The organism is Streptomyces sp. NBC_01463 (assembly GCA_036227345.1).
GTDB lineage: Bacteria > Actinomycetota > Actinomycetes > Streptomycetales > Streptomycetaceae > Streptomyces.
In genome coordinates, this window is the sequence record CP109468.1 from 2969201 (window position 1) to 2985718 (window position 16518).

Consider the following 16518-nt stretch of genomic DNA (forward strand, 5'->3'; position numbering starts at 1 on the left):
CCGCGTCAGTCGGGTACATCGGGTACAAGCCCTGTACGGACGCACTCCCCCACGCACGAAGGAGTCGGTCATGTCTTCTCCCATGTCCGCGAGCACCTTTCTCGCAGCCCTCAAGAACGAAGGCCTCACCGTCGTCCAGGTCGGTGACTGGCGCACCCACAACCGCAACCACAAGGGCGCCTGGGGCCCGGTCAACGGCGTGATGATCCATCACACCGTCACCAAGGGCACCGACGCCACCGTCCGGATCTGCCGCGACGGCTACGCCGCGCTGCCGGGGCCGCTGTGCCACGGCGTCATCGCCAAGGACGGCCGGGTCCACCTGGTCGGCTACGGACGGGCCAACCACGCCGGGCTCGGCGACGACGACGTCCTGCGCGCCGTCATCGCCGAGAAGGGCCTGCCGGCGGACAACGAGGCCAACACCGACGGGAACCGGCACTTCTACGGTTTCGAGTGCGAGAACCTCGGCGACGGCAAGGACCCCTGGCCCGCCGTCCAGCTCGAAGCCATCGAGAAGGCCGCCGCCGCGGTCTGCCGCCACCACGACTGGACCTCCCGGTCGGTCATCGGTCACCGGGAGTGGCAGCCCGGGAAGGTCGACCCGCGCGGCTTCTCGATGACCGGCATGCGGGCCCGGATCCACGACCGGCTGAAGTAGGCCGGACGCCCGTCGCGGCCGGGGCCCGGCCACAATGGAGGCATGCCCTCCACGCCCGCCGGCCCGCCAGGCCTCTCCCGGCTGCAGCCGGTGCTCCCGTCACCCCTGCGGCCGGCCGAGGACGAGCGCTTCGCCCGGCACGGCGTGACGCTGCTCCTCAAGCGCGACGATCTGATCCATCCGGACCTGCCGGGCAACAAGTGGCGCAAGCTGGCCCCCAACCTCCTCGCCGCCGCCGGCCGCCCCGTGCTCACGTTCGGCGGGGCGTACTCCAGCCATCTGCGCGCCACGGCCGCGGCGGGCCGGCTGCTGGGGTTCCGCACCGTCGGCGTCGTCCGGGGCGACGAGCTCGCCCACCGCCCGCTGAACCCCTCGCTGGCCCGGTGCGCGGCCGACGGCATGCAACTTCACTTCGTGGACCGCCGGACCTACCGCGAGAAGACCGATCCGCAGGTCCTGGCGGGGCTGCTGCGGGCCCACGGGGAGTGCGAGGTCATCCCGGAGGGCGGCAGCAACGCCCTGGCCGCACAGGGCTGCACAGAGCTCGGCCGCGAGCTGCGCGGGGCGGCCGACGTGGCGGCGGTCGCCTGCGGCACCGGCGGCACCCTCGCCGGACTCGCGGCCGGACTCGCGCCGGGGCAGCGCGCCCTCGGCATCCCGGTCCTGCGCGGCGGCTTCCTGGCGGACGCGGTGCGGGACCTCCAGCGGGAGGCGTTCGGCGGTCCGGCCGGCACCTGGTCGCTCGACGACCGCTTCCACTTCGGCGGCTACGCCCGTACCACCCCCGAACTGCACGCCTTCGCGGACGACTTCGAGGACCGCCACGGGCTGCCGGTCGAGCGCCTCTATGTGGCCAAGGTCCTGTACGCGCTCACGGCACTGGCCGCGGAGGGCGCCTTCCCCGCGGGCAGCACGGTCGCGGCCGTGATCACCGGACGTCCGGACGATCAGTCCGCGTCCTCCCGGTAGGCGGCGGCCTCCTCCAGGTCGAGGCGCCTGAGCAGGGTCCGCATCATCTCGTCGTCGATGCGGCGCTCGTCCCGCAGCCGGACGAAGACCTCGCGCTCGGCCTCGATCATCTCGCCGGCGAGACGCCGGTAGGTGTCGTCGGCCGACTCCCCCGTCACCGGATTGGCCGCACCGAGCCGCTCCCAGACGGCGTTGCGGCGGCGCTCCAGGACCGTGCGCAGCCGGTCGGTGAGCGGCTGGGGCAGGCTGTTGCGCTCGTCGGTGAGCAGGTCCTCCAGCCGCGTCTCGGCGGCCGTGGACGCCTCGCTCTGGGCCTGCGCCTCGGCGAGGGTCTCGGCCTGCTGGTCGCGGCCCGGGAGCCTCAGGACCCGGACCAGGAGCGGCAGCGTGAGCCCCTGGATGACGAGGGTGCCGATGACCGTGGTGAACGTCAGGAAGAGCACCAGGTTGCGGGCAGGGAAGTCCTCCCCGTCCGAGGTGAGCATCGGGATGGAGAACGCGATGGCGAGCGAGACGACCCCGCGCATCCCGGCCCAGCCGACGATCAGCGGCGAGGTCCAGTTGGTCTCGGGTTCGCGTCGTCTGATGCGTTTCGACAGCAGGCGCGGCAGATAGGTCGCCGGATAGACCCAGATGAAGCGGACGACGACGACCGCCAGGAACACCGCCACCGCGTACCAGAGGGCGTCGGCGACGGCGTACGTGCCGAGCCCCTTCAGCACGAACGGCAGCTGGAGGCCGATCAGCGCGAAGACGGCGGACTCCAGGATGAACGCGACCATCTTCCAGACCGCGGCCTCCTGGAGCCGGGTGGCGAAGTCGACCTGCCAGGAGCGGTGGCCCAGATAGAGCGCGACGACGACCACGGCGAGCACCCCGGAGGCGTGCACGCGTTCGGCGGCGGCGTAGGCCACGAAGGGGATCAGGAGCGACAGGGTGTTCTGGAGCAGGGGCTCCTTCAGGTGCGTGCGGAGCCAGTGCAGCGGGACCATGAGCACCAGGCCGACGCCGACACCTCCGACCGAGGCCAGCAGGAACTCGCCGATCCCGGCGCCCCAGCTCATCCCCTCGCCCACTGCGGCGGCGAGCGCCACCTTGTAGGCGGTGATGGCCGTGGCGTCGTTCACCAGGGACTCGCCCTGCAGGATCGTGGTGACCCGGGCGGGCAGCCCGACCCGGCGCGCGATCGCGGCGGCGGTGACGGCGTCCGGCGGGGCGATCACGGCGCCGAGCACCAGGGCGGCGGTCAGCGGCAGATCGGGCACCAGCCGGTACGCCAGCCAGCCCACCGCGACGGTCGCGAACAGCACGTAGCCGACGGACAGCAGGGCGACGGGACGGAGATTGGCCCGCAGGTCCAGGTACGAACTGTCCACCGCGGCCGTGTAGAGCAGCGGCGGCAGCAGGAGCGGCAGCACGATGTGCGCGTCCAGGGTGTACGTCGGCACCCCGGGCACGTACGAGCCGATCAGCCCGAGGGCCACCAGCAGGAGGGGGGCCGGCACCGGCGTGCGGCGGGCGAGCCCCGCCATCGCCGCACTGGCCGCTACCAGTGCCACCAGTGGCAATGCGTCCATCTCACGGTCCTCGCATCCGTCGTAACCTGGCCATCATGAGTGAGTGCCCGCATGTACTGGACCTGCCGCGCCCCGAGCCCGCACCCCTCTCCGAGACCTGTCTCGAATGCCGGGCAGCGGGTACCCACCCCGTGCAACTGCGACTGTGCCTGATCTGCGGCCATGTCGGCTGCTGCGATTCGTCGCCGCACCAGCACGCCACCGGACACTTCAAGGAGACGGGTCATCCGTTGATGCGGAGTTTCGAGGCCGGCGAGAGCTGGCGCTGGTGCTTCGAGGACGGTTCGATCGTCTGACGTCTGGGTACGTCAAACCGGCGCCTGTTGTTCGTAATTGACCGCCGCAGACCTCTAGCCACTGTGTGTACTCATGGGCTTACCATGAGTGACAGTCATGGGATGGGGTCCCGGCGACACGGCATCATGGATCGCGATAGCGTCGCCGGACCAAGAACCGAAGACGTACCGCACGGCTCCGGGGCATCCGTCCCCGGATCCTCGAATGAGTTTGTGCCACCTTGGAGGTGAGGGTGTCCCAGATCGCAGGCGAGCCCGGGAATCAGGACTTCGTAGAGGTCCGGCTGCCCGCTGCGGGTGCCTACCTGTCGGTGCTGCGTACGGCCACGGCCGGTCTCGCAGCGCGTTTGGACTTCACTCTCGACGAGATCGAGGATCTTCGCATCGCGGTCGACGAGGCCTGCGCGATCCTGCTTCAGCAGGCCGTGCCCGGCTCCGTCCTCAGCTGCGTGTTCCGTCTCGTCGACGATTCTCTCGAGGTGACGGTCTCGGCCCCGACGACGGACGGCCGGGCGCCGGAGCGCGACACCTTCGCCTGGACGGTGCTCTCCGCACTGGCCGGAAAGGTCGACTCCTCGGTCGCCGATGACCGTACGGTCAGCATCAGCCTGTACAAACAGCGCGGCGCGGGACCCGGGCCGGCGTGAGCAACGGGAACGGGGACGGTCCTGTGCGGGACGAGACGATCCGACCAGGGGTGGTGCGCACAGCAGGCATCCCGGAACAGCAGGCCCTGCCTCATCCGGTGGACGGGGCGGACCAGCCCCGTGCGGTGGACGGGACGGACGGGCCCGCCGGCATTACGGTCGCGGTGGAGCAGTCGCAGGCGGAGCGGGCAGGCCAGATGAGCGAGCACGGGCACCACGATCCACACGACCGCAGCGGGGCGCGGGCGTTGTTCATCGAGCTGGGCAAGCTCCCGGACGGCTCGCCCGAGAAGGCGGAGCTGCGCAACCGGCTGGTGCGGATGCACCTGCCGCTGGTGGAGCACCTGGCGCGGCGCTTCCGCAACCGCGGAGAGCCGCTCGACGATCTGACCCAGGTCGCCACGATCGGTCTGATCAAGTCGGTGGACCGGTTCGACCCCGAGCGCGGCGTCGAGTTCTCGACGTACGCGACACCCACGGTCGTCGGTGAGATCAAGCGGCACTTCCGCGACAAGGGCTGGGCGGTGCGGGTGCCGCGCCGGCTCCAGGAGCTGCGCCTCTCGCTGACCACGGCGACCGCGGAGCTGTCCCAGCAGCACGGCCGCTCGCCCACGGTGCACGAGCTGGCGGAGCGGCTCGGCATCTCCGAGGAAGAGGTCCTTGAGGGCCTGGAATCGGCCAATGCGTACAGCACGCTCTCGCTGGACGTGCCGGACACGGACGACGAGTCCCCGGCGGTCGCGGACACGCTCGGCTCGGAGGACGAGGCGCTGGAGGGCGTCGAGTACCGCGAGTCGCTCAAGCCGCTGCTGGAGGACCTGCCGCCGCGGGAGAAGCGGATCCTGCTGCTGCGGTTCTTCGGGAACATGACCCAGTCGCAGATCGCGCAGGAGGTCGGCATCTCGCAGATGCACGTCTCCCGGCTGCTGGCCCGCACCCTGGCCCAGCTGCGCGAGCGGCTGCTCGTCGAGGAGTGAGCGGGCGCCAGGAGGAGTAGTGAGGACCCGGCGGGCTCAGGCCTCGGTGTCCGCGTCGGGCGACGTCGTGCCCGGCCTGCGGATGCCGAGGGCCTCGATGGTCGCCGGCCTGGCCAGCTGGTAGAGCGCGGTCAGGGACACCACCGCGAGGACGATCCCGGCCGGGATCAGCGCACCGTGGGACCGCAGCAGCGTCCAGGCGACCGGCAGCGCGATGATCTGGGTGATGAGCGCCGGTCCGCGGCTCCAGCTGCGCCGCAGCAGCAGGCCGCGGGCGGCGAACAGCGGGATCAGGCCGAGCGCGATCACCGTCAGACCGCCCATCTCCGCCTGCGTCGGGCTGTCGGGGCGGCCGAGCAGCCCCATGACCAGCATGTAGACACCACCGATGACGAGGGCCGCAGCTTCGAGGGCGTTGAGTCCGGCCACGAGCGTGATCCTGGCCGGCTTCGGCGGTTCGGCCGAGGGCATCGACGAGGGCGCGTTCTGCTGAGTACTCACCCTTGCAGGTTGGCATCCCCGGCACCCGAAAGCGAAGCCGGGGTCGGAACACCGTCGGACCGCCCCCGCCGGGGCGCCGTATCGCGCCCGCCCCGTCACTCACCGTGAGGGTCACCGGGCAGGACTTCAGGCCGATACCTCGCGGTAGGTAGTCTGGCGGTCATGCGCGCACTTCTTGTGGTCAATCCAGCTGCCACCACCACCAGCGCGCGGACCCGTGACGTGCTCATTCACGCACTGGCCAGCGAGATGAAGATCGAGGCCGTCACCACGGAGTACCGCGGACACGCCCGCGACCTGGGACGACGGGCGGCCGACAGCGACGACATCGATCTCGTGGTGGCGCTCGGCGGCGACGGCACGGTCAACGAGGTCGTGAACGGGCTGCTCCACCGCGGCCCCGACATCGACAACCTGCCGAAACTCGCCGTGGTGCCCGGCGGCTCCACCAACGTCTTCGCGCGCGCCCTCGGCCTGCCCAATGACGCGGTGGAGGCGACCGGCGCCATTCTGGACGCGCTGGCCAACCGCACGGAGCGCACCGTGGGCCTCGGCCTGGCGGCCGGCACCCCCGGCACGGAGGACGAATCCGTCCCGGAGCGCTGGTTCACCTTCTGTGCCGGACTGGGATTCGACGCCGGAGTGATCGGCCGGGTCGAACAGCGGCGCGAGCGCGGCAAGCGGTCGACCCATGCCCTGTACGTACGCCAGGTGCTCCGCCAGTTCCTGGAGGAACCGCACCGGCGGCACGGCACGATCACGCTGGAGGTGCCAGGCCAGGACCCGGTCACCGATCTCGCGCTGTCCATAATCTGCAACACCGCCCCCTGGACCTATCTGGGGAACCGTCCGATGTACGCCTCCCCGAAGGCGTCGTTCGACACCGCCCTGGACGTCCTCGGCCTGCAACGACTGTCGACCGCGGCCGTCACCCGGTATGCCACCCAGCTGCTCACTTCGAGCCCGGAAAAGGGTCCACACGGCAAGCACGCGGTTTCACTGCATGACCTCACGGACTTCACCTTGCATTCAAAGGCTCCACTGCCCTTCCAGATGGACGGTGACCACCTGGGGCTGCGTACGAGTGTGACGTTCACAGGCGTACGCCGTGCACTGCGTGTGATTGTGTGAGCGGAAGGGACCAAAGTCCTTTAACTCGAACGTTTGGACTGGCTTCCACCCTCTAGAAGTACGGCTGTGACCTAGCCGACACCGAGGAATCAAAAAAAACTTTCCGGAAGGGGTTGTATCCGTCGCCGAGGTTTGCGAATCTCTACATGGCGATCGGGACGGCCCGCAACAACGGCCTCCACTGAAAGCCAGAACCCCTCCTCACCGCACAGGACCACAACCAGTTCATCTGGGCGTCGGCCCGACTCGTACGGGGGGATTCGTGAAAGCGTTCACATTCACAAGCAACAGGTACGTAATACCAAGGAGAGGTAGCAGCCATGGACTGGCGTCACAACGCCGTTTGTCGTGAGGAAGACCCGGAGCTGTTCTTCCCCATCGGCAACACCGGTCCTGCGCTGCTGCAGATCGAGGAAGCCAAGGCCGTCTGCCGTCGCTGCCCCGTCATGGAGCAGTGCCTGCAGTGGGCGCTCGAGTCCGGCCAGGACTCCGGCGTCTGGGGTGGCCTCAGCGAGGACGAGCGCCGCGCAATGAAGCGCCGCGCCGCTCGCAACCGGGCGCGTAACGCCAGCGCCTGACCGACGCCACCGCTACGAACCTCAGCCAGGCGGCGCGTACAGAGCGTACGCATCACCCCGCCCCCCGAGTCGCAGCGCGCAGTACCCCCGAAGCGCATGCTTGACCAGAGAGCCCGGACCGTTCACCCACGGTCCGGGCTCTCTGCTGTGCGCACGTGCTACTTGGCGGCGCCCTCGTTCTACTTGTCGGCGCTGACCGGGATGTCGAGGACGACCTGCGTACCGCGCTCGGGTGCGGGCACCATGCCGAACGTCCCGCTCAACTCGCCCTCCACCAGCGTCCGCACGATCTGGAGCCCCAGATTGCCGGCGCGCTGCGGGTCGAATCCCTCGGGCAGACCGCAGCCGTCGTCCTGAACGGTGATCAGCAGCCGGCCCTCGGTGGGCGAGCCGCCCCGCACCGCGGAGACCTCGACCGTGCCGGACTCGGCGACCGAGAAGGCGTGTTCCAGGGCGTTCTGCAGGACCTCGGTGAGGACCATCGCCAGCGGGGTGGCCACCTCGGCGTCGAGGATGCCGAAGCGCCCCGTCCGGCGGCAGGTGACCTTGCCCGGTGAGATCTCGGCGACCATCGCGATCACCCGGTCGGCGATCTCGTCGAACTCCACCCGCTCGTCCAGATTCTGGGACAGCGTCTCATGGACGATGGCGATCGAACCGACGCGCCGCACCGCCTCGTTGAGCGCCTCGCGGCCCTGCGGGGAGTCCATCCGGCGGGCCTGGAGGCGCAACAGGGCTGCCACCGTCTGAAGGTTGTTCTTCACCCGGTGGTGGATCTCCCGGATGGTGGCGTCCTTGGTGATCAACTCGCGCTCCCGGCGGCGCAGTTCCGTGACGTCACGCAGCAGGACCAGCGAGCCGATGCGGACGCCCTTGGGCTTCAGCGGGATCGCCCGGAGCTGGATCACCCCGCCCGCGCACTCCACCTCGAACTCACGGGGGGCGTAGCCGCTGGCGAGTTTGACGAGTGCCTCGTCCACCGGGCCGCGGGAGGGCGCCAGTTCCGCGGTGATCCCGCCGAGGTGCTGTCCGACCAGGTCGGACGCGAGGCCGAGGCGGTGGTACGCGGAGAGGCCGTTGGGGCTGGCGTACTGGACGACGCCGTCCGCGTCGAGCCGGACCAGCCCGTCGCCGACCCGGGGCGAGGCGTCCATGTCGACCTGCTGGCCGGGGAACGGGAAGGACCCGGCGGCGATCATCTGGGCCAGGTCGGAGGCCGACTGGAGGTAGGTCAGCTCCAGCCGGGACGGGGTGCGGACGGTGAGGAGGTTGGTGTTGCGGGCGATCACCCCCAGCACGCGGCCCTCCCTGCGTACGGGGATCGACTCGACCCGTACGGGCACCTCCTCGCGCCACTCCGGGTCGCCCTCGCGCACGATCCGGCCCTCGTCCAGCGCCGCGTCCAGCAGCGGCCGGCGGCCGCGCGGGACCAGGTGGCCGACCATGTCGTCCTGGTAGGAGGTGGGGCCGGTGTTGGGCCGCATCTGGGCGACGGACACATAGCGGGTGCCGTCCCGGGTGGGGACCCAGAGCACGAGGTCGGCGAAGGAGAGGTCGGAGAGCAGCTGCCACTCCGAGACCAGCAGATGGAGCCACTCGAGGTCGGTGTCACTCAGGGCGGTGTGCTGGCGGACGAGGTCGTTCATGGAGGGCACGTGTGCGAGCGTACCTGTGGAGGTGCACAGGTTCCGAACCGGAAGGCCCGTCCGTACGTGCTGGAAGAGGGGCCGGAAATAGCCGCGTCCCACGGATGGACAGGGGCGAATGGTCTAGTCCACAATGCAGGAGAAGAACCTCCGCTCTCCCCGCACAGGAGAGCGGACGAGGTACCCGCGCTCTCTGCCCTGACTGCGCAGGTGCCTCTCCCCGGCCGGGGGCACCGCACACCGCCGGCCGAGCCGATCGCCCTTCGGGGGCGGTCCTACTCCGGGCTGCGGTGCTGGTCGGGCTGAGGGTCCCGGCCCGGCGCCGCGGCCCGCGGGTGTTCCCGGGCCCGGTTCCGGCGGGTCAGCGGGTCTCGGTGACCTTCGCGAGCGCGCGCGGCGCGTCCGGGTCCTGACCGCGGGCGATCGTCACCTCGTAGGCCAGCATCTGCAGCGGCAGGATCTCCAGGATCGGCTGCACCTCCTCGGCGACCCCCGCCATCGGCAGCACGAAGCCCGCGGAGGCCGCTTCCACCTGGGCCTTCGGGCCGACCACGAAGAGGTCGGCGCCCCGGCCGCGCAGCCGGTCGAGCACGGGCTGGAGGGCCTCGCCGCCCCGGCCGTCGGTGACCACGGCGATCACCGGGGAGATGTTGTCGACCATGGCGAGCGGGCCGTGCAGCAGATCCGCGCCGGAGTAGGACAGAGCCGGGATGTAGCTGGTCTCCATGAGCTTCAGGGCGGCCTCCTTGGCGGTCGGATAGCCGTAGCCGCGCGAGGTGATGACCATGCGCTCGGCGAAGCGGTAGCGCGAGGCCAGGGCCTTCACCTCGTCCTTGCGGGCCAGGATCGCCTCGGCGAGTTCCGGCAGGATCGCCGCCGCCGCACCGTCGCCGCCGCGCAGGCCCTCCACGAAGAGGTACAGGGACAGCAGGGAGGCGGTGTACGTCTTGGTGGCCGGCAGGGCCTTCTCCGGGCCCGCCAGGATGTCGATGTGGTACTCGGAGACCGCGGCCAGCGGCGAGTCCGGGCTGTTGGTCACCGCCAGCGTGACGGCGCCGGCCTCCCGGGCCGCCTTCGTCGACGCCACCAGGTCGGGGGAGCCGCCGGACTGGCTCACGGTGATGACCAGGACGTCCCTCAGGTCAGGCTTCGCGCCGTACGCGGTGGTCGTGGACATCGACGCCAGGCCGCAGGGCATGCCCAGCGTGATCTCCAGCAGGTACTTCGCGTAGAGCGCGGCGTTGTCCGAGGTGCCGCGGGCGGTGAGCAGGACGAAGCGGGGCTTCCTGGCCGCGATCTCGGCGGCCACCGCCCGGATGGCGGGCGCGCCGCGGTCCAGGATGCGGCGGAGCATCCCGGGCTGCTCGGCCATCTCGCCGGACATGATCCGGCCCGGCTGCTCGCCCTCGTCGGCCGGGTACGTGGCGGACATGTCTGGTGCCTCCCGGGGGGGGGGGTGTCGCGATGCGTCGGTCAAGTCGAACACGGGGCACCGCGGGCCCGCCAGCGGACGGCCCGCCGCGGCGGCGCACCGGAAGGCCCCCCGCTGTTCGCCCGACAGCGCCGGGGGAGCCGTGTCCGGGGGCGTGCGGTCTGCTAGATTAGGACTTTGATTGGTCTATACCACATGTCTTCACTCCAGATCGGCAGGCCCCGCGTGGAAGTTGTCATCGTCCCGGACGCCAAGGCAGGCGGCGAACTGATCGCGGGGGCCATCGGCGCCCTGCTCAGCCGTAAGCCCGACGCCCTTCTCGGCGTTGCCACCGGCTCGACCCCGCTGCCCATCTACCAGGCGCTGGCGGAGAAGGTCCGCTCCGGCGCGGTGGACGCGTCGCGCGCCCGCATCTGCCAGCTCGACGAGTACGTGGGGCTGCCGGTGGGCCACCCGGAGTCGTACCGCTCCGTGGTGCTGCGCGAGGTCGTCGAACCGCTCGGCCTCTCCGAGGCGTCCTTCATGGGCCCCGACGGCTCCGCCGAGGACGTCCAGGCCGCATGCGAGGCGTACGACAAGGCGCTCGCCGAGGCCGGCGGGGTGGACCTCCAGCTGCTCGGCATCGGCACCGACGGGCACATCGGCTTCAACGAGCCGTGCTCCTCGCTCGCCTCCCGCACCCGGATCAAGACGCTCACCGAGCAGACCCGGGTCGACAACGCGCGCTTCTTCGACGACGACATCGAGCAGGTGCCGCACCACGTCATCACCCAGGGCATCGGCACGATCCTGGAGTCGCGCCACCCGATCCTGCTCGCGACGGGCGAGGGCAAGGCGGACGCCGTGGCGCAGACGGTGGAGGGCCCGGTCGCCTCGATCGTGCCCGCGTCGGCGCTCCAGCTGCACCCGCACGCGACGATCGTGGTCGACGAGGCGGCGGCGTCGAAGCTGAAGCTGGCGGAGTACTTCCGCGCCACGTATGCGGCGAAGCCGCTGTGGCAGGGTATTTAGTCGCTGTCCGTACGCGGGAGGGCCGGGGCACCGTGTGGTGTCCCGGCCCTCTTGCGCGCGGTGCGTCCCGCTGGACGCCTTGTCCTCAATCGCCGGACGGGCTTGATTTTGCGGGCGCCGCCCACCGGTGCAAGGTCCGTCCTCAATCGCCGGACGGGCTTGAGTGTGCCTGGGCGGGATTGAGTTTGCCCCGGTGGGCTTGGCTTGGTGGCGCCGGTGCGTCAGTTCGCTGTGATTACTTCTGCCGCTGCCAGGCCGCAGACTCTTGCCGCGCCGTGCGTGGCGATGTGGAAGTCGCCCCGGGGGGCGGCCTGGGGGACGCCCATCTCGACCACGATCGTGTCCGGGCGCTCCGCCAGGACCGCGTCCAGGGCCTCGGTCATCCACGGGTGGCGGTGCGCGTCGCGGACGACCGCGACGATGCGCCGCTCCCCCGCGGCCCGCAGCACGCCGGCCCCGGGCGCCTCGGTCTCGCCGCTGTACGTGCCGGTCTCAGTGCCCGGCAGCAGCCGGGTCAGCTCGGCGGCGACACCCCACGGGGTCTCGTCGCCGACCGCGATGTTCGCGACCGGGGTGAACGCGGCGACGTAGGCGGGCCCGGTGAGCGGCGCGGCCGTGCCGGTCACCTTCACCGCGCGGCGGGCGGCGACCAGGCCGATGTCGGCACCGATGCCCTGGCTGTGTCCGGTGCCGGGCGCGGTCCCCTCCTGCACTGCCGCGCCCGGCTCCGAGACAGCCCCCCTGGCCCGCCGCGTCCAGGACGCGAGGGACCGTACCCGGGCGGCGGCGTCGGCGAGCCGCTCCTCGGGCAGTTCGCCGGACCGGACCGCCGCGACCAGCGCGTCGCGCAGTCGCAGGACCGTGCTGTCGTCGTCGAGACCGCCGCCGACGCAGAGCGCGTCGGCGCCCGCCGCGATCGCGAGGACCGAGCCGCGCTCGATCCCGTACGTCGAGGCGATGGCCTGCATCTCCACGGCGTCGGTGACGATCAGGCCGTCGTAACCCAGTTCCTCGCGCAGCAGACCGGTCAGGATCTGCGGGCTCAGGGTGGCCGGGCGGTGCGGATCGAGCGCGGGCAGCAGGATATGCGCGCTCATCACTGATTTGGAACCCGCTGCGATGGCCGCCCGGAAAGGCACCAGTTCACGGGCGTGCAGGGTCTCCAGGTCCACGTCGATGCGCGGCAGCGCGTGGTGCGAGTCGACCGCGGTGTCGCCGTGGCCCGGGAAGTGCTTGGTGCAGGCGGCGACGCCGGCGGCCTGGAGGCCCTCGATGTACGCGGCGGTGTGCCGGGCGACCAGGTGGGGGTCGGCGCCGAAGGACCGTACGCCGATGACCGGGTTGCCGGGGTTGGAGTTGACGTCCGCGGAGGGCGCCCAGTTGAGGTTGACGCCGCAGGCGGCAAGCCGGCGGCCCAGCTCCTGGGCGACGTCGCGGGTCAGCTCGGTGTCGTCGACGGAGCCGAGCGCCAGGTTGCCGGGGAAGGAGGAGCCGTGGCGCACCTCCAGCCGGGTGACGTCACCGCCCTCCTCGTCGATCGCGACGAGCACGTCGTCGCGTTCGGCCCGGAGCTGGGCGGTGAGCGCGGCGAGCTGTCCGGGCGTCTGGATGTTGCGGCCGAACAGGCCGACGGAGGAGAGGCCTTCGCCGATCCGGCGCAGCAGCCAGTCCGGTGCGGTGGTGCCGGTGAACCCCGGCTGCAGGACGGCGAGGGCGTCGCGGGTGACGGTGTCCGTGGTGGATACGAGGGTGGTCATGAGGTGCGTTATCCCTTCACGGCGCCGTCGGTGAGACCGCTGACGGCCTTACGCTGCAGGAAGACGAAGAGGATCAGGATCGGGATCGCGAAGATCGAGGCCGCCGCCATGGTGGCGCCCCAGTCGTCGCCGAACTGGCTCTGGAACTGGGAGAGCCACAGCGGCAGCGTCTTGGACTCGGGGTCCTTGTTGAGGATGAGGACGAGCGGGAACTCGTTCCACGCGGTGATGAAGCCGAAGAGCGAGGTCGCCATCAGACCGGGGGCGAGCAGCGGCAGGATCACCTTGATGAACGCCTGCGGGCGGCTGCATCCGTCGACCATGGCGGACTCCTCCAGCTCCTTGGGCACGGCGGCGACGTAGCCGCGCAGCGTCAGGATGGTGAAGGGCAGCACCATGACCATGTAGAAGAGGGTCAGCGGGACCAGGCTGTTGAGCATGTCCGCGTCGCGGACCAGCATGTAGATCGCGATGACCATGACTTCCCACGGGGCCATCTGCGCGATCATGAAGACCAGGATCATGCTCTTGCGGCCCTTGAACCGCATGCGCGCCAGGGCGAACGACGCGAAGAGCGCGATGATCAGCGAGAAGACGACCGCGAGGATCGTGACGGTCAGCGAGTTCCTGACCAGCGTGAGGAAGTCGGGCGCGTGGTACGCCGTCTTGAAGTGTTCGAACGTGACGTCGGTCGGGAACCAGACCGGCGTCTCGGTGATGATGTCACCGGTCGGCTTGAACGCCGTGCTGAACATCCAGTAGACGGGGAAGACGAAGGCGGCGAAGAGGAAGATCGCCGTTGCGTTGGGCCAGATGCGGCCGAGCAGTGAGCGCTTCACAGCTCGTCCTCCTCTTGCTTGAGAACGATGCGGAGGTAGTACGAGGTCAGCCCCAGCATGATCAGGATGGTGAGCAGCGAGATGGCGGCGCCCATGCCGTAGTGCTGGTTTCCGACCCCTTCGACGAAGGCGTAGATCGGCAGGGTCTCGGTGAGGCGGTTGGGGCCGCCCTCGTTGATCGTGAAGAGCTGCGGGAACGCCTTGAACACCCAGATGACCTCGAGGAAGGTCGTGGCGTAGAGGAAGGGCCGCATGAACGGGAACGTCACCTGGGTGAAGCTCTTCCAGACGCCGGCCCCGTCGAGCGAGGCGGCTTCGTACAGTTCCTTGGGGATCGTCGTGGTGGCGGCGTAGAGGTTGATCGCCACGAAGGGGATCGACTGCCAGACGATCAGCAGGGTGACCACGAAGAAGGTGGAGAGCTGCGAGCCGGTCCAGTTGTACTCGGCCATGGAGTGGAAGCCGATTTTGTCGAGCACGTAGTTCACGACGCCGAACCGGGAGGCGAAGAGCCACTGGTAGACGGTGGACGCGGCGACGACGGGCATGGCCCAGGCGAGCACGAGGCCGAGCAGCAGCGTGAGCCGCATCCTCTTGCCGAGGCGGGCGAGCAGCAGTCCGATCAGCGTGCCGAGCAGCATGATCAGCGCGACGTTGACGCAGGTGAAGACGATGGTGCGGACGGTGACGCGCCAGAAGTCCTCACCGCCGAGGATCTCCTGGTAGTTCTTGAACCCGTTCCATTCGGTGACGTGCTGGATCAGCTGTCCCATGTTGAGGTTCTGGAACGACAGCATGCCGTTCTTCACCAGGGGATAGCCGAGGAGGATCGCCGTCACGGCGAGAGCGGGGAGGAGCAGCAGATAGGCCACGGCCCCCGCGCCCGGCTTCCGCTTGCGCCCCGCGCGCGGTCCGGCGGGTGGCTGCCCGCCGTGCCCCCGGCCTGCGGCTGTCTTAGCCACGTCCGACGGATTGGTCTCTACTGCCATGCTCGTCATCACTTCCAACAGAGCCCTACAGGAACGGTGCGTACAGCCGGGGCGGCGGGTGGATGCCCGCCGCCCCGGAGTGTGTCGCGCTGCTGCTACTACTGCTGCTGGCTGAGGCGCTTGTTGAGCTCGCCCTCGACCTGCTTGGCGGCGTCTGCGGACGACTTACCCTGCAGGACCAGTGTCATGTAGGTCTTGATCGGGTTCGGGGGGTTCTCGACGGGCGCCCATTCCGGGATCAGCGGCGTCGTGCCACCGGACTTGGCGGCGGCGGGACCGGCGGCCTCGGCGGCGGGCTGGCCCACCGCGAACTTCTGCATGGCGTCAGACTTCGGGGTCCAGCCGGCCTCCTTGACGAGAGCGCCGTCGTTCGCCTCGCTGAGGGCGATCCGCAGGAACTCCTTGGCGAGGTCCTGCTTCTTGCTGCCCGCGGCGACCGCGAAGTTGGAGCCACCGAGGAAGACGCCCTCGGGCTTGTCGGCGGTCTCACCGGGGATGGTGAAGAAGCCGATGTCCTTCTCCAGCTTCGGGTTGGCCTTGATGGCCGTGCCGGCCTCGTAACCCATCGCGATGATCGCGCCGGTCTTGCCCTTGGCGAAGACCTCGGCCTGCTGCGGGGTGGCCTCGTCCTTGTCCTTGGGGGCCTTGGAGTAGGACTGGTACTGCTTGTAGACGTCCATGGCCTCGGCGACCTTCGGGTCGGCCAGGTTGGAGACGTACTTGTCGCCTTCCTTCTTGACCGGCTCGACACCCTTGCCGACGAGCAGACCGTCGAAGAAGTACCAGTTCTGGCCGGGCAGGTAGATCGGCTCGGCGTCGCCCTTCTTCTTGATGGCGTCGAAGGCCTTGAAGAGGTCCGCGCGGGTCTTCGGCGTCTCGGTGATACCGGCGTCCTTGAAGACCTTCTTGTTGTACATGACGACGCGGTTGCCGAAGTACCACGGCAGGGCGTACTGCTTGCCCTCGAAGACGGAGGGGGCGTTGACCGAGTCGGGCCAGGCGCCGCCGATCTCCTTCTTCACGTCCGCGAGCTCGGCGAGGCCGCCGGTCTTGGCGTACGCCGGAGTCTGGGTGTTACCGATCTCCAGCACGTCGGGCGGGTTGGACTCGGAGAGGGCAGTGGTGACCTTCTGCTGAATGCCGTTCCATTCCTGGACTTCGATCTTCAGCTTGGCCTTGGTCTTCTTCTCGAACTCCTCGGTGACCGTCTTGGTCCAACCGGGCGGGTTCGAGCCGGACATCGTCCAGACCGTCAGGGTCTGGCCCGCGTATCCTTCCGCACCGGCCTTCTTGCCGTCGCCGCTGTCGTCGTCAGAACCACAGGCCGCCATGCCGAAAACCATGCCCGCGACGCCGATCGCCGCGATGAGCTTGCGCTTCACGCCACCCTCCTCAGGGATGCTGCAACCCCCGCCCACCGCGCGAAGAACGTCGACGAGTACTGCTGGGGCTGGAACCTGGTCTTTAATGGTTTAGACCAGTACCGGGAGCTTGGCCTAGACCTTTA

Annotated in this window: 16 protein-coding genes; 8 read left to right on the forward strand and 8 right to left on the reverse strand. The window is 69.7% G+C overall.

Annotation, left to right across the window (positions count from 1 at the left end):
- Window positions 1-70: 70 nt before the first annotated feature.
- On the forward strand, window positions 71-661 hold the full coding sequence (locus tag OG521_12890) for an N-acetylmuramoyl-L-alanine amidase (protein ID WUW21636.1): 591 nt from the start codon (window positions 71-73) through the stop codon (window positions 659-661).
- Between the two features lie 42 nt (window positions 662-703).
- Window positions 704-1630 carry a pyridoxal-phosphate dependent enzyme gene (locus OG521_12895; GenBank protein ID WUW21637.1) on the forward strand — a complete coding sequence of 309 codons (927 nt, stop codon included), beginning with the start codon at window positions 704-706 and terminating at the stop codon, window positions 1628-1630.
- Here the strand turns inward: OG521_12895 and OG521_12900 are convergent.
- The gene (locus tag OG521_12900) at window positions 1609-3207 is read right to left on the reverse strand and encodes a Na+/H+ antiporter (protein WUW21638.1); all 1599 of its coding nucleotides are present in this window, start codon (window positions 3205-3207) and stop codon (window positions 1609-1611) included. The genes OG521_12895 and OG521_12900 overlap by 22 nt on opposite strands.
- 35 nt (window positions 3208-3242) lie before the next feature.
- On the opposite strand from OG521_12900, the gene OG521_12905 reads away from it, so the two are divergent.
- The 3 genes from OG521_12905 to OG521_12915 all read left to right on the forward strand — a co-directional run bounded on the left by OG521_12905 (window position 3243) and on the right by OG521_12915 (window position 5127).
- Entirely contained in the window at window positions 3243-3503 is a 261-nt protein-coding gene (locus tag OG521_12905) for a UBP-type zinc finger domain-containing protein (GenBank protein ID WUW21639.1), read from the forward strand.
- A gap of 233 nt (window positions 3504-3736) precedes the next feature.
- Window positions 3737-4150, forward strand: coding sequence for an anti-sigma regulatory factor (locus OG521_12910; GenBank protein ID WUW21640.1), 414 nt, complete (start codon window positions 3737-3739; stop codon window positions 4148-4150).
- A 23-nt stretch (window positions 4151-4173) separates the two neighbouring features.
- Entirely contained in the window at window positions 4174-5127 is a 954-nt protein-coding gene (locus tag OG521_12915; protein WUW26663.1) for an RNA polymerase sigma factor SigF, read from the forward strand.
- Between the two features lie 36 nt (window positions 5128-5163).
- Here OG521_12915 and OG521_12920 read toward each other — a convergent pair whose 3' ends face one another.
- On the reverse strand, window positions 5164-5556 hold the full coding sequence (locus OG521_12920; GenBank protein WUW26664.1) for a hypothetical protein: 393 nt from the start codon (window positions 5554-5556) through the stop codon (window positions 5164-5166).
- A gap of 234 nt (window positions 5557-5790) precedes the next feature.
- On the opposite strand from OG521_12920, the gene OG521_12925 reads away from it, so the two are divergent.
- Window positions 5791-6759, forward strand: a complete 969-nt coding sequence (locus tag OG521_12925; GenBank protein ID WUW21641.1) for a diacylglycerol kinase family protein — start codon at window positions 5791-5793, stop codon at window positions 6757-6759.
- 320 nt (window positions 6760-7079) lie between these two features.
- Window positions 7080-7337, forward strand: a complete 258-nt coding sequence (locus OG521_12930; GenBank protein WUW21642.1) for a WhiB family transcriptional regulator — start codon at window positions 7080-7082, stop codon at window positions 7335-7337.
- Window positions 7338-7516: 179 nt separating this feature from the next.
- On the opposite strand, the gene OG521_12935 is transcribed toward OG521_12930, so the two are convergent.
- Both OG521_12935 and OG521_12940 read right to left on the reverse strand, forming a co-directional pair.
- Window positions 7517-8983 carry a PAS domain-containing sensor histidine kinase gene (locus tag OG521_12935; protein ID WUW26665.1) on the reverse strand — a complete coding sequence of 489 codons (1467 nt, stop codon included), beginning with the start codon at window positions 8981-8983 and terminating at the stop codon, window positions 7517-7519.
- A 361-nt stretch (window positions 8984-9344) separates the two neighbouring features.
- A complete protein-coding gene (locus OG521_12940; protein WUW21643.1) occupies window positions 9345-10415 on the reverse strand; it encodes an SIS domain-containing protein in 1071 nt (356 codons plus the stop codon).
- A gap of 225 nt (window positions 10416-10640) precedes the next feature.
- Between OG521_12940 and nagB the strand changes: the two genes are divergently transcribed.
- The gene (gene nagB / locus OG521_12945; GenBank protein WUW26666.1) at window positions 10641-11426 is read left to right on the forward strand and encodes a glucosamine-6-phosphate deaminase; all 786 of its coding nucleotides are present in this window, start codon (window positions 10641-10643) and stop codon (window positions 11424-11426) included.
- Window positions 11427-11647: 221 nt separating this feature from the next.
- Here the strand turns inward: nagB and OG521_12950 are convergent, their stop codons facing one another.
- The 4 genes from OG521_12950 to OG521_12965 form a co-directional block, all read right to left on the reverse strand.
- Window positions 11648-13183 (reverse strand): glycoside hydrolase family 3 protein, encoded by a 1536-nt coding sequence (locus OG521_12950; GenBank protein ID WUW21644.1) that lies wholly within the window; start codon window positions 13181-13183, stop codon window positions 11648-11650.
- A gap of 8 nt (window positions 13184-13191) precedes the next feature.
- Window positions 13192-14022, reverse strand: a complete 831-nt coding sequence (locus OG521_12955) for a carbohydrate ABC transporter permease (protein ID WUW21645.1) — start codon at window positions 14020-14022, stop codon at window positions 13192-13194.
- Window positions 14019-15011, reverse strand: coding sequence for a sugar ABC transporter permease (locus tag OG521_12960; GenBank protein ID WUW21646.1), 993 nt, complete (start codon window positions 15009-15011; stop codon window positions 14019-14021). Before OG521_12960 ends, OG521_12955 begins: the two co-directional genes overlap by 4 nt.
- A 98-nt stretch (window positions 15012-15109) precedes the next feature.
- Window positions 15110-16393 carry an extracellular solute-binding protein gene (locus tag OG521_12965; protein WUW21647.1) on the reverse strand — a complete coding sequence of 428 codons (1284 nt, stop codon included), beginning with the start codon at window positions 16391-16393 and terminating at the stop codon, window positions 15110-15112.
- Window positions 16394-16518: the final 125 nt, after the last annotated feature.

What these genes read in the sequence shown, in the direction of transcription:
- OG521_12900 (WUW21638.1), bottom strand. Translation starts at nt 3,207, where the DNA reads ATGGACGCATTGCCACTGGTGGCACTGGTAGCGGCCAGTGCGGCGATG.
- OG521_12950 (WUW21644.1), bottom strand. Translation starts at nt 13,183, where the DNA reads ATGACCACCCTCGTATCCACCACGGACACCGTCACCCGCGACGCCCTC.
- OG521_12905 (WUW21639.1), top strand. Translation starts at nt 3,243, where the DNA reads ATGAGTGAGTGCCCGCATGTACTGGACCTGCCGCGCCCCGAGCCCGCA.
- OG521_12960 (WUW21646.1), bottom strand. Translation starts at nt 15,011, where the DNA reads ATGGCAGTAGAGACCAATCCGTCGGACGTGGCTAAGACAGCCGCAGGC.
- OG521_12935 (WUW26665.1), bottom strand. Translation starts at nt 8,983, where the DNA reads ATGAACGACCTCGTCCGCCAGCACACCGCCCTGAGTGACACCGACCTC.
- OG521_12890 (WUW21636.1), top strand. Translation starts at nt 71, where the DNA reads ATGTCTTCTCCCATGTCCGCGAGCACCTTTCTCGCAGCCCTCAAGAAC.
- OG521_12925 (WUW21641.1), top strand. Translation starts at nt 5,791, where the DNA reads ATGCGCGCACTTCTTGTGGTCAATCCAGCTGCCACCACCACCAGCGCG.
- OG521_12895 (WUW21637.1), top strand. Translation starts at nt 704, where the DNA reads ATGCCCTCCACGCCCGCCGGCCCGCCAGGCCTCTCCCGGCTGCAGCCG.
- OG521_12930 (WUW21642.1), top strand. Translation starts at nt 7,080, where the DNA reads ATGGACTGGCGTCACAACGCCGTTTGTCGTGAGGAAGACCCGGAGCTG.
- OG521_12940 (WUW21643.1), bottom strand. Translation starts at nt 10,415, where the DNA reads ATGTCCGCCACGTACCCGGCCGACGAGGGCGAGCAGCCGGGCCGGATC.